The 13,074-nt window shown below is 65.2% G+C and carries 15 protein-coding genes; 7 read left to right on the top strand and 8 right to left on the bottom strand.

Annotated features, from left to right (window positions below):
* Positions 1-5: 5 nt before the first annotated feature.
* The 3 genes from AC07NK_RS19120 to AC07NK_RS19130 all read right to left on the bottom strand — a co-directional run bounded on the left by AC07NK_RS19120 (position 6) and on the right by AC07NK_RS19130 (position 2,099).
* Positions 6-482 (bottom strand): ExbD/TolR family protein, encoded by a 477-nt coding sequence (locus AC07NK_RS19120; RefSeq protein ID WP_495172210.1) that lies wholly within the window; start codon positions 480-482, stop codon positions 6-8.
* A 91-nt stretch (positions 483-573) separates the two neighbouring features.
* Complete coding sequence (locus tag AC07NK_RS19125) at positions 574-1,356, bottom strand: MotA/TolQ/ExbB proton channel family protein (RefSeq protein WP_495172211.1); 783 nt, start codon at positions 1,354-1,356, stop codon at positions 574-576.
* A gap of 65 nt (positions 1,357-1,421) precedes the next feature.
* Positions 1,422-2,099, bottom strand: a complete 678-nt coding sequence (locus AC07NK_RS19130; protein WP_495172212.1) for a TonB family protein — start codon at positions 2,097-2,099, stop codon at positions 1,422-1,424.
* A gap of 281 nt (positions 2,100-2,380) precedes the next feature.
* Here AC07NK_RS19130 and AC07NK_RS19135 point away from each other — a divergent pair, with 281 nt between their 5' ends.
* Both AC07NK_RS19135 and AC07NK_RS19140 read left to right on the top strand, forming a co-directional pair.
* Complete coding sequence (locus AC07NK_RS19135; RefSeq protein WP_495172213.1) at positions 2,381-3,172, top strand: hypothetical protein; 792 nt, start codon at positions 2,381-2,383, stop codon at positions 3,170-3,172.
* A 23-nt stretch (positions 3,173-3,195) separates the two neighbouring features.
* Positions 3,196-3,594, top strand: a complete 399-nt coding sequence (locus AC07NK_RS19140) for a YbaY family lipoprotein (RefSeq protein WP_495172214.1) — start codon at positions 3,196-3,198, stop codon at positions 3,592-3,594.
* A 127-nt stretch (positions 3,595-3,721) separates the two neighbouring features.
* Here AC07NK_RS19140 and AC07NK_RS19145 read toward each other — a convergent pair whose 3' ends face one another.
* Together AC07NK_RS19145 and AC07NK_RS19150 are read right to left on the bottom strand one after the other, a co-directional pair.
* Positions 3,722-4,093 carry a dihydroneopterin aldolase gene (locus AC07NK_RS19145; RefSeq protein WP_495172215.1) on the bottom strand — a complete coding sequence of 124 codons (372 nt, stop codon included), beginning with the start codon at positions 4,091-4,093 and terminating at the stop codon, positions 3,722-3,724.
* 61 nt (positions 4,094-4,154) lie between these two features.
* On the bottom strand, positions 4,155-4,787 hold the full coding sequence (locus tag AC07NK_RS19150) for a glutathione S-transferase family protein (RefSeq protein WP_495172216.1): 633 nt from the start codon (positions 4,785-4,787) through the stop codon (positions 4,155-4,157).
* 95 nt (positions 4,788-4,882) lie between these two features.
* On the opposite strand from AC07NK_RS19150, the gene AC07NK_RS19155 reads away from it, so the two are divergent.
* Genes AC07NK_RS19155 through AC07NK_RS19170 form a run of 4 tightly spaced genes read left to right on the top strand, consistent with a single transcriptional unit; the run spans position 4,883 to position 7,773 of the window.
* On the top strand, positions 4,883-5,368 hold the full coding sequence (locus AC07NK_RS19155) for a GNAT family N-acetyltransferase (RefSeq protein ID WP_495172217.1): 486 nt from the start codon (positions 4,883-4,885) through the stop codon (positions 5,366-5,368).
* A 40-nt stretch (positions 5,369-5,408) separates the two neighbouring features.
* Positions 5,409-5,972, top strand: a complete 564-nt coding sequence (locus AC07NK_RS19160) for a DUF1285 domain-containing protein (RefSeq protein WP_495172218.1) — start codon at positions 5,409-5,411, stop codon at positions 5,970-5,972.
* Entirely contained in the window at positions 5,969-6,571 is a 603-nt protein-coding gene (locus tag AC07NK_RS19165) for a CoA pyrophosphatase (protein WP_495172219.1), read from the top strand. Before AC07NK_RS19160 ends, AC07NK_RS19165 begins: the two co-directional genes overlap by 4 nt.
* Entirely contained in the window at positions 6,571-7,773 is a 1,203-nt protein-coding gene (locus AC07NK_RS19170; RefSeq protein WP_495172220.1) for a CCA tRNA nucleotidyltransferase, read from the top strand. Before AC07NK_RS19165 ends, AC07NK_RS19170 begins: the two co-directional genes overlap by 1 nt.
* On the opposite strand, the gene AC07NK_RS19175 is transcribed toward AC07NK_RS19170, so the two are convergent.
* The 3 genes from AC07NK_RS19175 to AC07NK_RS19185 all read right to left on the bottom strand — a co-directional run bounded on the left by AC07NK_RS19175 (position 7,719) and on the right by AC07NK_RS19185 (position 12,740).
* On the bottom strand, positions 7,719-9,413 hold the full coding sequence (locus tag AC07NK_RS19175; RefSeq protein WP_495172253.1) for a putative bifunctional diguanylate cyclase/phosphodiesterase: 1,695 nt from the start codon (positions 9,411-9,413) through the stop codon (positions 7,719-7,721). The genes AC07NK_RS19170 and AC07NK_RS19175 overlap by 55 nt on opposite strands.
* Positions 9,414-9,522: 109 nt before the next feature.
* Positions 9,523-11,769: a DNA topoisomerase IV subunit A gene (gene parC, locus AC07NK_RS19180; RefSeq protein WP_495172221.1), complete on the bottom strand. Its 2,247-nt coding sequence runs from the start codon at positions 11,767-11,769 to the stop codon at positions 9,523-9,525.
* A 41-nt stretch (positions 11,770-11,810) separates the two neighbouring features.
* Positions 11,811-12,740 carry a LysR substrate-binding domain-containing protein gene (locus AC07NK_RS19185; protein ID WP_495172222.1) on the bottom strand — a complete coding sequence of 310 codons (930 nt, stop codon included), beginning with the start codon at positions 12,738-12,740 and terminating at the stop codon, positions 11,811-11,813.
* A 113-nt stretch (positions 12,741-12,853) separates the two neighbouring features.
* Between AC07NK_RS19185 and AC07NK_RS19190 the strand changes: the two genes are divergently transcribed.
* Positions 12,854-13,036: a hypothetical protein gene (locus AC07NK_RS19190; protein ID WP_495172223.1), complete on the top strand. Its 183-nt coding sequence runs from the start codon at positions 12,854-12,856 to the stop codon at positions 13,034-13,036.
* Positions 13,037-13,074 lie beyond the last annotated feature (38 nt).

Below are 13,074 nucleotides of genomic sequence, written 5' to 3' on the forward strand. Positions count from 1 at the left end.
GAACCTTATTGCGCCACGGCGCCGGGGGGCGGCTGGGAAACGAAGCCGACCTTGACGAAGCCCGCCGTCTGCATCGTGTAGATCACGCCACCGATGCAACGGTAGGGCGTGTTCACGTCACCACGGATATGCACCTCCGGAATGTCATCCGGCGTGATATTGGCGCCGAGCCGATCGACAACAGCCTTCAGCTTGTCCGAACTCTTCTTGAGCAGGTCAGCGCTGTTGATCGGCGCCATGCCCCAATAGACTTCGCACTTGCCGTCGGGGCCGCCGCGCACCTGAAGCAGCACGTTCTCAGGCTTGGTCTCGGTCGGCTGGTACACCACCTTGGGCAGTTCCAGGCCAATCGACTGAATCGCCACCGGGATGGCGATCAGGAAGATGATAAGGAGCACGAGCATGACGTCCACCAGGGGAGTCGTGTTGATGTCCGACATCGGTTTTTCTTCGGCGGATTCTCCGCCTACACTCATCGCCATTGGCGCAATCCTATCTTTCGCATCCTGTCCCCGGACCTAGGGTCCGGAAGGCGGCCGCGCGGCTCGCGCCGCGCGGCCGTCAAGTCGAATGTCAGGCCTTGGCAGTGGTGGTCGCGACCGGGGGCGCCTTCGGCGCTGCGGTCGGAGCCTTCTTCGACGACGGGCGCACGCGACCGTCCGAAGCCAGGTAGCCGAGCACGTCGTTTGCGAACCCGCTCATCTGCTCCTGGATCGCCTTGTTGCGGCGCTGCAGCCAGTTGTAGGCAAGCACGGCCGGAACGGCGACGACGAGGCCGAGCGCGGTCATGATGAGCGCTTCACCGACCGGGCCGGCGACGGTGCCGATCGACGCGTCACCCGCCGCACCGATCTTGATCAGCGCGCGGAAGATGCCGACGACGGTACCGAACAGACCGATGAACGGCGCGGTCGAACCCACGGTCGCGAGGAACGCGAGGCCGCCGGCGAGCTGCGAGTTGATCGAGTCTTCCGAACGCTTGAGCGAGCCGTGCAGCCAGTCATGCGCTTCGATCGGGTCGGTCAGTTCCTTATACTGGTCCTGCGCGGTCAGTGCGTCATCGACCAGCTGGCGATAGGCCGAGTCCTTCTCCAGCTTCGCCGCGCCTTCGCGCAGGCTGTTGCTGTTCCAGAAGCCGGCGCGGACGCGCTTGTACTGGTTGAGGATCTTCTGCTGCTCGAACACCTTGGTGAACAAGATGTAGAGCGAGAAGAAGAGCATCACGGTCAGAATGGTGGCGGTGCCCCAGGCGATCACGCCGCCTTCGTTCATCGCGTGCAGGATGTCGAAGTTGGTGGGCGGCGGAGCAGCGGCGGCTCCGGCGGCGGCTCCAGCGGCGAGGATGGTGGTCAGCATGTTCAGTTCTTTCCCTTGCAAGAAGTATGGTCAGCGCGGGGGCGGCCGACCGGATTCACGTTCAACTACTCTTGGATCTGCCACCGGAAGCGAAGCGACTTGCGCCCACCGCCAATGGCGTTTCCGGCCGCGTCAAGCGCGGGCGAATAACGGCCGCGTCGCTCAACCAGACGACAGGTCGCCTGATCCAGTGTGGACGAGCCCGACGACGAGCTGACCGAACAGCCCTCGATTCGGCCCTGTGCGTTCACGTTGAACGAGATGCCGACCGATCCCTGTTCACCTGCGCGCAGCGCGGACGGCGGGTAATCGTCGTTGGTGACCCAGCGCGACGGATCGCCCTTGGCGGCAGCAGCTTTGCTGATCACCGGCGGGGGAGGCGGCGCAGGCGGCGCAGGCGGCGCGGGAGGCGCAGGCGGCGTCGGCGGCTGGCTGGGCGGGATCACCGTAGTCGTCGTGATATTCGGCGCCACGCTGGGCACCGCAACCACGGCAGGCGGCACGACGACCGTAGTCGGCGGCGGCGGAACCGGTGTGTCTGGCGGCGGAGGCGGAGGCGGAACCTCCTCGGGCGGGGGCGGTGGCTCTTCGATGTCGAAGACGTCCATCTTCTCCGCTTTTTCCTTGATATATTTGTAAGCGAGGCCGGTTACGAACACGTAACCCAATGCCGCCAGAATGATCGCCACGATCACGCTCGCGACGACACGGCTGCCTCCTACATCACGATCTGCGTAGGCCATTCAGCAACTTAACTCCTTCATTCGGCCGCGCCGTTGCCCGGCACTTTGGCATCTTTATCGGCGTGGCTCGACCCGCGGTCGTTGTATGACCACTGGCAGAGGCGCGAGTCCTATCGCGGCGATTTGCGTGACGCAAACGCTTTGTCGGACGCAATAAACGTATAATCCGCACGTGGCAGAAATATTTCTGTATGGCGCTACCACAATCGCCTACCCTCCCTGCCATGTTTCGAACCTGCTTAATTTCGCTTTCCGCCGCAATTGCCGCGGCTTCGCCGCAATTGTTAACGTCTGCTGAAGCACAGACGACACGGAGCGTTGCGCAGCCCGCAACGGTCCTCCCGTCCTATGCAGAGGTCGCCGACCTCACCCTGGACTCGCCTGTCCTGCTCGATGCACAGGTGCGCAGCGCGGCGCGAATCAAGGGACCGGAAGCCGCGAACGTCGCTCCGGGGCGGATGCGCTACTATGTCGAGGCCGATGTGCTGGCACTGATTCGCGCGCCCGGCGCGATGCCACTGCGGGTCGGCTATGTCGTCGACGTCCCGCTCGACGCGCGTGGAAAGGCACCTAAACTCAACAAACGGCGTGTCCTGCTGTTCGCACGTCCCGTTACGGGGCAGGCGGCAATGGTTCAGCTCACCACGCTCGATTCACAACGCGACTGGTCGCCGGACCTCGACGCGTTAGTGCGCCGCGTCGTCCAGGAGGTCGTGGCGCCCGACGCGCCACCCGCGATCAGCGGCCTTGGCAATGCCTTCCACGTTCCCGGCACGCTGCCGGGCGAGGGCGAGACTCAGATTTTCGTCCAGACTGCCACCGGTGCACCGATCTCGCTATCGATCCTGCGCCGTCCGGGCGAGCAGCGCCGCTGGGCCGTCGCGCTGGGCGAGGTGGTCGATGACGCCGCAGCGCCGCCGCCACGCGACACGTTGCTGTGGTATCGCCTCGCCTGCGGACTGCCGCGCGCATTGCCCCGGGCGAGTACTGAAAGCGAGGAGCCGGCGAATGCCGCAACCGCGCGCGAGGACTACGCATTCGTGCTACAGCAACTCGGCGCCTGTCGCCGCTGAGGCAGGCGGAAAGGAGAAGCGCCATGCGAGCATTGTCGATCATCCCCCTGATGGCCGGTCTGGCGGCCTGCGTCCCGATGTCGGATTCCAACGAAACGATGCTGACCGGCACCGCGACCTATCGTGAACGGATAGCGCTGCCGCCCGATTCGCGGCTGATCGTGACGATCAGCGACGTGTCGCTTATGGACGCCCCTTCGGTCACGATCGCGCAGAACCAGATCAATACCGCGGGCCAGCAGGTACCGATCTCCTTTGCGGTGAGCTATGATCGCGCGCGGATTCAGCCGGGACGGACTTATGCGGTTTCGGCGCGCATCCTCGACAAACGTGGCCAGCTCGTCTGGATCACCGACACGCGCAACCAGCTGCCGCCTCCGGGGCAGAACATCGAACTGTGGCTGGTGCAGGCCCGCCGCTGAGCTGAGGTTGTTGAGCGCCTGACGACGCTGCGGTGCCGGCCCGCTCCCCCACCCGGCCACCCATCAAGATATACTGGCGTGGGTGACCGGGTGGCGGAGCGGGCCGGTACCGCCCTAAACAAAAATGTCAGCGCCGGTGGCGGACCAGTGTGATTCCGATCTTCTCGTCCGCCTCGGCGATGGCGAGCTTGACGATCTCGACCTGAACGCGCCGGATGCGCTCGTCGCCGGTGAACAGCGTGTCGGCGATGTGATCGGCCACGCCTTCGATCAGCGTGAAATGCACACCTTCCGGCAAGGCTGCCGACGCGGCGTGCTTGAGGTCGATATAGCTTTTCGACGCGCTGAGCGGCGTATCGGACGCGAAATGCGCGGGCGGCACCATATCGACGGTGATCGAGATGCGCAGCGGCTGCGGCAGGTGAGTCTCCTCGGAGTAGATGCCGGTGAGAACCTGAACCTCGAAGTCGCGGACCTGAAGCTGAAGAAGATCGTGCAAGAAACCATGCCTTCCGGAAGGATGCCGCGCCCATAGCAGAACCCGCGGCTGCGAAAAGCCTCTAGGCCGACGCGCTCGGCCGCGCCGACGCCTCCGCATGCCAGCGGCCGAGATGCACCAGCCGTTCGGGTACGGCCAGCTTCGCCACCCGCGCGAAATCGATTGTCACCAGCGCGGTGATGTCGGCAAAGCTGTAGTTCGGGCCCGCGATCCATGCGCTCGCACCCAGCCGCTGGTCGAGCGCCTCGGTGAAGCCCTCCCACATCTGCGCGCCACGCGCGGCAAGCTCGGGGATCTGCGCCACGCTCAGGCCCGCATCGGGGATCGCGCGATCCTTGAACGCCGGCGCGGTGTTGCGTAGCACGTAGACGCAGGCGGCATAGCCGTCCCCCTCGATCCGCCGGGTCCAGCTTTCAATGCGGCCGATCTCGATCGGGGTGGTGCCGAACAGTGGCGGCTGCGGGTGCAGCGCTTCGAAATAGCGGCAGATCGCCGCCGATTCGCACAGCACTTCGCCATCGTCGAGTTCGAGCGCCGGGACTGCCCCACGCGCGTTGATGCGGAGATAGGCGTCGGCCAGATGCTCGCCGCTGCGCAGGTCGATCGCCTCGCGCGGGACGTCGATCCCCTTCTCGGCCAGAAAGATGCGCACGCGGCGCGGGCTGGGCGCCCAGGGCGCGTCATAGAGCTTCATCGCGGACCTCCCTCCGGAATCGCTTTGAGTCCTTCGGCAATGGCGGCTAAAGGCGCCCGCCCGCGGCGTCCACCCCCGACGGGCTGGAGACGCGATTGTTCAACCTGGTACCGCTTGCCGATGTCCCCGCACCGGGAGTCGAACTGCTGCTCGATGCGGCGTTCGGCACGGATCGACATGGCCGTACCGCGTATCGTGTGCGTGAAGGCATGGGCGTGATTCCCGGCCTCAGCTTCGCCGCGGTCGAGGACGGCACGCTGGTCGGCAGCATCCAGTGCTGGCCGGTTGCGCTCGCCTGCGACGACGGCACCCGCGTGCCGATGGTGATGGTCGGCCCGGTCGCAGTCTCGCCCGCGCGCCAGAATATCGGCATCGGCCGCGCGCTGATGTGGCGGGCGATCGAGGTCGCTCAGGCAGCCGGCGAACCGCTGATGCTGATCGGCGACCCAGAATATTATGCCCAGTTCGGGTTTGACGCGGCCGCGACCGGCCAGTGGCGCCTTCCCGGCCCGTTCGAGCAGCGCCGCCTGCTCGCGCGGGACCGCGCGCCCGACCGCGCCGGGATCGTCGGACCGCGCTGACCCTTTACCCCCACACGCAAAAGCGCCTAACGGCTAGGCAATGCCGATGCCCGCCCAACCCGATCTCGCCAGCCTCTCCCTCGCGGAGATCGCCCGGCTGGCGGATGAACAGAAGCTTCCGCCGGTCGCGAGCTGGAATCCCGACCATTGCGGACATAGCGATATGCGGATCGCGCGCGACGGCACCTGGTTCCATCAGGGGTCGCCGATCGGTCGGGCAGCGATGGTGCGTCTGTTCTCGTCCATCCTGCGCCGCGAGCCGGACGGACGGCACGTGCTGGTTACCCCGGTCGAGAAGCTCGACATCGATGTCGAGGACGCGCCCTTCGTCGCGGTCGAGATGAAGGTCGAAGGCGAAGGGCCAGAAGCCGAGATCGCGTTCCGGCTCAATACCGGCGACCTGATCCCCGCGGGTCCCGATCATGCGATCAGGTTCGAAGAGCAGGAGGACGGCCCTCACCCCTACCTCCATGTCCGCGCGGGACTGGAGGCGCTGATCGCTCGCTCGCTCTACTACGAGATCGCCGCACTTGCGCTCGACAATGGCTCCAGCCCCCCCGGCATCTGGAGCCGCGACGTGTTTTTCCCGATTGAGCCGAGATGACGCTCGCCGACCGCCTGCGTGCCGCGCTCGCCGCCGAGCATGAACACGCCCCGGTGCTGCTCTCAGGCGATCTGCGCGACGTAACCGCCGATAGCGACGGCGTGCCGACCCCTGCCGCAGTGCTCGTCGCCGTCACTGACCGGCCCTCGCCAGGTGTGATCCTGACCCAACGCACCGATTCGCTGCGCCGCCATGCCGGGCAGATCGCATTTCCCGGCGGACGCATCGACCCCAGCGACGCCAATGCCATCGCCGCAGCGCTGCGCGAGGCGCACGAGGAGATCGGGCTTTCCCCGGATGTGGTCGAGCTGGTCGGCGAAGCGGATCGCTATCGCACCATTACAGGGTTCGAGGTACAGCCGGTGGTCGGGGTGATCACGCCGGATCTCGTCTTCACGCTCCAGCCCGCCGAGGTCGCCGCGGTGTTCGAGGTTCCGCTGGACTTCGTTCTCGACCCTGCGAACCATGTCGAGACGAGCGTCGAATGGCAGGGGCGGGACCGGCATTATTATGAGATCGCATGGCAGGGTTATCGCATCTGGGGGGCGACCGCGGCGATGCTCGTCAATCTGTCGCGGCGCCTGAGATGGGCAAGGTGATGGACAAGATGACTCTTCCCGATGCGGCGTGGCGCCGCCAGCCGGGCGTCGATCGACTCGCGGCGGCGCTTGGTTCCGGAAACGCGCGTTTCGTTGGCGGTGCGGTGCGCGACACGCTGCTTGGCTTGCCCGTCACCGACGTGGACGTTGCCACACCGCATGCACCCGAGCAGGTCGTCGCGCTGCTCGAGGATGCGGGGATCAAGGCAGTCCCGACCGGCATCGCGCACGGCACGATCACCGCGGTGAGCAGCGGCGCCGTGATCGAGGTAACGACGTTGCGCCGCGACGTCTCCACCGACGGCCGCCGGGCGACTGTCGCCTTTACGGACGACTGGCGCGAGGATGCCGCGCGGCGCGATTTTACGATCAACGCACTCTACGCCGACCCGCAAAGCGGTCAGATTTTCGACTATTTCGGGGGCCTCGCCGATTTGGAGGCGCGGCAGATCCGCTTCATCGGCGACCCGCTCCAGCGCATCGCGGAGGATCATCTGCGCATCCTGCGCTTCTTCCGCTTCCTCGCCCGGTTCGGGGATACGCCCGACGAAGCGGCGCTCGACGCCTGCACCGCGCGCGCCAACGACATGATGGCGTTGTCGCGCGAGCGGATCCGCGACGAACTGCTCAAGCTGATCGTCGCGCCGGACGCGGTACGCGTGCTGCAACTGATGATCGAGCGCGGCATTCTGATCCCGGTGGTACCTGAGATCGATATGGCCGGTGTCGAGCGGTTGACGGCGCTCGCCGGGAATGAGGCCGCGGCAGGTCTTGCAGCCGATCCAATCCGCCGCCTCGCTGCAATACTCCCGACCGACGTCGCAGCCAATGAAGCTGTAGGCGCGCGGCTCAAGCTCTCCAAAGCGGAGCGTCAGGCCCTGACCAGTGCAATCCGGCCGGACTTCGTGGAAGGGCCGCTTGCGCTTGCCTACCGGATCGGACCCGAACGCGCGCTCGACAGGCTGTTGGTGGCAGGCGATGTGGCGGGTGCAATGGCTGCAATGGCATGGACGCCGCCGCGCCTGCCGCTCAGCGGCGGATCGCTGATCGGGCGCGGATTGTCGAAGGGTCCGGATGTAGCGAAAGCACTCCGCCGGATCGAAGATCGCTGGATCGCCGAGGGGTTCCCCGACGACAGCCGAGCCGGTCAGATCGCCGATTCGGTGGTCGCGGAACTGCTATCGCGCGACAGCAACGCATAGGCATCCGCGGCCACCAGCGGGCGTGCATAGAGATAACCCTGGCCATAGGTACAGCCGAGCGCCGCAAGCGTCTGGGCAAGTTCGTTCGTCTCTACGCCCTCAGCCGTGGTACGCATCCCCAGCGCCTGTGCGAGGCTGAGAATGGCGCGCACGATCGCGATCTTGTCGCGGTCGGCAAGCATCCCGGTTACGAAACTACGGTCGATCTTGAGCACGTCGATCGGCAGTTTCTGGAGATAGGCGAGGTTCGAATAGCCGGTGCCGAAATCGTCCATCGCCAGCGTCGTGCCGAGCGCCTTTAGCGCATGCATAGTGCGGGCGATATGGTCGGGGTCGGTGACCAGCGCGCTCTCGGTCAGTTCGAGTGTGATCCGGCGGCCATCTACACCGTTGGCGGCAAGCGCGGCCTCGACCATTGGCGCGATCTGGTCGCGCTGGAGCTGGATCGCCGACAGGTTGACCGCGACATTGACTCCGCAATCGCAGCCCGCCGTGGCATCCCATTGCGCGACGGTTCGCGCAGCCTCATGCATCGCCCAACGGCCGAGCGGGACGATCAGGCCCGATTCCTCGGCGACCGGGATGAAGTCGTTAGGCGGTATTACCTTGCCGCTCTCGGTGGTCCAGCGCGCCAGCGCCTCGAATGAGGTGATGCGCCCGGTGGCGAGATCACAGATCGGCTGAAAGCTCAGCGACAGGCCGCCATTGTCGATCGCGCGGCGAAGCTCGGTCTCGATGCTGAACTGCTGCCGCGCAAGGTCAAGAGCGAGCGTCTGATAGATTTCGGTGCGACCGCTCTTCTTCGCGCGCTTCATCGCGAACTGGGCGTGGCGGATCAGTTCTTCGGCATCGACAACGGTTTCGTCACCCACTGCGATACCGATCGAACAATCGACGCGGATCTCGAAATCGGAGAGGCGGAATGGCGTGGTGAGCGCATTCTGGATGCGCTTGGCGACATGGAATGCATCGCTCGTTCCCTCGTCCAGCGCGAGCTGGATCGCGAACTCATCGCCACCGGTGCGCGCCAGCACGTCATGCGCGCGCAAGGCGCCTTTCACCCGCCGCGCGACCGAAATCAGCAATTCATCGCCCGATAGCCCACCCATGCAGGCGTTGACGCGACTGAACCGGTCGAGGTTGATGATCAGCACCGCAAATTCGCTCATGCCGCCGCGCTCGATATCCTCCTCGAGCCGCTCGGCAAAGCCGGCGCGGTTGGGCAGGCCGGTCAGGCTGTCGCTCAGCATCTCCCGGCGAAGGCTGCGTTCGGTACGCAGTTCGGAGGTCTGGTCGATCAGCGTCACCAGACAGCGCCCGCCGGACTTTTGCGAAGCGCGCCGCGCGAGCTTTACCCGAAAGCGGCGACAATCCACCGCATCGCCGAGTTCCCAGTTCAACTCCAGCTCGGTCGCGTCCGAATCGATGAAAGCAGCGATGCGACCGCCCAGCAGTTGAATCAGCGGCGATTGATCGGCGATCGTACCGAGGCCTGCGAGGCGGAAGGGACGGTTGACCGTCTCGAACGCGAAGCTCCCTTCCTTCCATTCAACCACCGCGGCTGGAACGGGGAGCATGTTGAGAATCTGCGCCGCACCGCTTGGGCCGAGCAGGCGTAGATCATCACCCTCAACCGGCATGGAGGGACGAACGGACTTGTCCTTGCTTCGGCGGGACAGCAGCATCACTGTGCAGCGCTACCGCAATTTGGTTAAGAGCCGCTAAAGGGCCGCGGTCAAAAGCACCGATTCAGAAGCGGTTATCGCGCGGAAAGCCGTTTGGCGGCATTCGGCCGGCTGCACCACGTGCAGCCCGCCAGGGCGCAAGGTCGGTTTCGCTGCGCGTGCGTCCCTGCTCGCCGCCCATCCGCCAGCTCAAGCCGTCTGCAAAACGGAAAGTGATCGCATCACTCAGCCCGCCGTCGCGATAGCGCTGAAGCTGAACCCCCTGCCCTCGCGCCAGTTCGGCCAGCTCGCTCATCGGGAACACCACCAGCTTGCGGTTGTCACCGATCGCCGCGACGTAATCGTCTTCTGGCTTCACCGGCTTGACCAGCTTGAGCACCGCGCCGGCACGCGGCGTGACCACCTGCTTGCCCTTGCGCGTTTCGGCGATCACGTCCTCGGCCTTGACCAGGAAACCGCGCCCATCGCTCGCCGCAACCATCAGCCTGGCCGACGCGCTGGCGGGCGACAGGCTGACGATGCCGGTTCCGCCGTCGAGATCGATCAACAGCCGCACCGGTTCGCCAAAACCGCGGCCGCCGGGCAGCTTGTCCGCCGCCAGCGTGTAAAAACGGCCATTCTCGGCCGCGAGCAGCAGCTTGTCCGTCGTCTGCGCATGGAAGGCGATGAAGGGGCCGTCGCCTTCCTTGAACTTGGCCGTGTCGGCACTGACCAGCTCAGCATGCCCCTTCATCGCCCGGATCCAGCCGCGCTGAGAGAGGATGACGGTGATCGGCTCGCGCTCGATCATCGCCTCGAGCGGGATCTCGCGCGCCGGTGCCGCTTCGGCTACCAGGGTGCGGCGAGCGCCGAGTGCAGTCTCGGGGCCGTAGCGGTCGCGCATCTTGCCGAGGTCGCGCTTCATCCGCGTACGTTGGCGCGCGTCGCTTGAGAGCAATGCCTCTAGCTCGGCCTGCTCCTTGGCCAGCGCCTCACGCTCCTTGCGCAGCTCCATTTCCTCAAGCTTGCGCAACGCGCGCAGGCGCATGTTGAGGATCGCCTCGGCCTGACGGTCGGTCAGCTCGAACTCGGCCATCATCACCGGCTTGGGCTCGTCCTCGGTGCGGATGATCTGGATCACCCGGTCGAGGTTGAGATAAGCGATGATATAGCCGCCGAGCAGCTCCATCCGGTCCGCGATCTTTGCGAGCCGATGCTCGGACCGGCGGCGCAGCACGATGAACTGGTGATCGACCCAAGCCGACAGCGCCTGCTTGAGGCTCATCACCCGTGGTGTGCGCGTATGGTCGAGCACGTTGAGGTTGAGCGGCACCCGCGTCTCGAGGTCGGAGAGGCGGAACAGGCTCTCGATCAGCGTGTCGGGATCCACCGTGCGTGCGCGCGGTTCGAGGACGATGCGGATCTCCGCATCGGATTCGTCGCGAACATCGGCGAGAATCGGCAGCTTCTTGTCGTTGATCAGGCTCGCAATCTGCTCGATCAGCTTGCCCTTCTGCACCCCATAGGGGATCTCAGTGACAACGATCTGCCAAGTACCACGGCCCTGATCCTCCAGCGCCCATTTGGCGCGGACGCGGAAGCCGCCGCGACCCGTTGTATAGGCCTCGGCAATCGCCGCCGGGCTGTCGATGACGATACCGCCAGTCGGAAAGTCCGGTCCCTTCACCAGTTCGAGGATCTGTGCATCCTCAGCGTCCGGTTGGCCGATCAGCAGGATCGCCGCGTCGATCAGCTCGGCCGCGTTGTGCGGCGGGATGCTCGTCGCCATGCCCACCGCGATACCGGCGGCGCCATTGGCGAGCAGATTGGGGAACAGGCCCGGGAACAACTCGGGCTCATTCTCCTCGCCATTATAGGTCGGCTTGAACTCGACCGCGTCCTCGTCGAGCCCGTCCATCAGGTCGATCGCGACCTGAGTCAGCCGGGCTTCGGTGTAACGATAGGCGGCAGCGTTATCGCCGTCGATGTTGCCGAAATTGCCCTGCCCGTCGACCAGCGGGTAACGCAGCGCGAAGGTCTGTGCGAGGCGGACCATCGCGTCATAGACCGACTGGTCGCCATGTGGATGGTATTTGCCGATCACGTCGCCGACGACGCGCGCGCATTTCTTGTAGCCCTGGCTCGGATCGAGCCGCAGCAGCCGCATCGCCCAGAGCAGGCGACGGTGCACCGGCTTCAGGCCGTCGCGCACGTCGGGGAGCGAGCGTGCGGTGATCGTCGACATGGCGTAGACGAGGTAACGTTCGCTCAGCGCGCTATCGAACGGGGCATCGACGATCTGGTCAAACGGGTCGGAAAGGTCGGTAGACATCAAGGGGCGATAGCAGGGCTATTCCGCCCTTGCGAGGGGCGTCACATATCCCCGGGCGGCGGCACCAACGCACCGTACGGGTCGTCGCCCAGCGACGCCCGTACGTCGGCAAGCAGCCAGTCGCGGAAAGCTCGAATCTTGGGAAGGTTGCGCTTGGCCTCAGGATAGACCAGCCAGAAGCTGTTCCTGTAATAGACCATTTGCGGGAGCACCTGCACCAGCCGCCCCTCGGCGATCGTCGACAACCACATCGGCGGGGAAAGCATCGCAAGGCCATGCCCGGCAACGGCGGCGTTGCCGATATGCACCTGCGACTGGAAGTCGATACCCGGCTGCGACGCGACCACCGCATCGCCGAACACCGATTCGAACCACAGCTCCCACCAATTGTCGTCGGGCGACACACGCGGCAGGCCGAGCAGATCAGCAGGCGTGCGGATCGGCGGATGCGCCGCGAGAAAGTCCGGGCTCGCCATCACCGTGAATGGCATGCGCATCAGGAAATGTGAGACCAGCCCCGGCCAGGGTCCGTGCGCACCGCGGATCGCGACATCGGCATCGCTGGTGGCGAGATCGATGATCGCATCGGTGACGAGCACGCGCACGGCGAGCTCGGGCCGCGCGACCTGAAAGCTGCCCAACCGCCTCGCCAGCCAATTGGTCGAGAAGGTACCCGGCGCAGAAATCGTCATCACCGCCTCGTCCTCGGCACGTGCCACCGCGAACGCTTCGGCCAGACCGTCCAACGCCGTACTTACCTGGGGCGCGATGCGCTCCCCCATTGGGGTCAGGACAACGCCGCGGCCATTCTTGCGAAACAGCGCGATCCCAAGCCGCTGCTCCAGCAGTTTCACCTGGTTACTCACTGCGGCCTGGGTCATCCCCAATTCCTCAGCGGCGCGGGTGAAATTGCCGCGCCGGGCGGCAGCCTCAAAAACACGGACAGCGGCGAGTGGCGGAAGCTGGCGCATCGCCAATCTATAATCCTTGATGATGTATTGCGTCGATCCTTTTGTTGGTCCTCCGGAACGGAATTCGCCATTTCAACTGCAACAGCGAGCTATCGAACATTGGGAGCAAGACAATGCACGAACCCTATAACGACCGCTTCTGGGCGGAGAACCATCAGGTGGTGAGCGACGGGATTGACCGTGGCTTCCGCCGCATCGGCAAGGCATTGGCGCGTGTACTTCACCGGGCGGCGAGCCGGGCCGTACCGCCCGACCAGAGCGAAGAGGCGCGCAAGCGAACCTATTGCATCGGCTAATCCATAGGCCTTGATCATCGATCAAATGTGGCGAAAAA

The sequence above is a fragment of the Sphingomonas sp. GW821-FHT09B04 genome (assembly GCF_059418285.1).

Coding starts and splice junctions, on each gene's coding strand:
- AC07NK_RS19165 (WP_495172219.1), top strand. CDS start 5,969: ATGACGCTCGCCGACCGCCTGCGTGCCGCGCTCGCCGCCGAGCATGAA.
- AC07NK_RS19125 (WP_495172211.1), bottom strand. CDS start 1,356: ATGCTGACCACCATCCTCGCCGCTGGAGCCGCCGCCGGAGCCGCCGCT.
- AC07NK_RS19120 (WP_495172210.1), bottom strand. CDS start 482: ATGGCGATGAGTGTAGGCGGAGAATCCGCCGAAGAAAAACCGATGTCG.
- AC07NK_RS19185 (WP_495172222.1), bottom strand. CDS start 12,740: ATGCGCCAGCTTCCGCCACTCGCCGCTGTCCGTGTTTTTGAGGCTGCC.
- AC07NK_RS19160 (WP_495172218.1), top strand. CDS start 5,409: ATGCCGATGCCCGCCCAACCCGATCTCGCCAGCCTCTCCCTCGCGGAG.
- AC07NK_RS19175 (WP_495172253.1), bottom strand. CDS start 9,413: ATGCCGGTTGAGGGTGATGATCTACGCCTGCTCGGCCCAAGCGGTGCG.
- AC07NK_RS19190 (WP_495172223.1), top strand. CDS start 12,854: ATGCACGAACCCTATAACGACCGCTTCTGGGCGGAGAACCATCAGGTG.
- AC07NK_RS19140 (WP_495172214.1), top strand. CDS start 3,196: ATGCGAGCATTGTCGATCATCCCCCTGATGGCCGGTCTGGCGGCCTGC.
- AC07NK_RS19130 (WP_495172212.1), bottom strand. CDS start 2,099: ATGGCCTACGCAGATCGTGATGTAGGAGGCAGCCGTGTCGTCGCGAGC.
- AC07NK_RS19170 (WP_495172220.1), top strand. CDS start 6,571: ATGGACAAGATGACTCTTCCCGATGCGGCGTGGCGCCGCCAGCCGGGC.
- AC07NK_RS19150 (WP_495172216.1), bottom strand. CDS start 4,787: ATGAAGCTCTATGACGCGCCCTGGGCGCCCAGCCCGCGCCGCGTGCGC.
- parC (WP_495172221.1), bottom strand. CDS start 11,769: ATGTCTACCGACCTTTCCGACCCGTTTGACCAGATCGTCGATGCCCCG.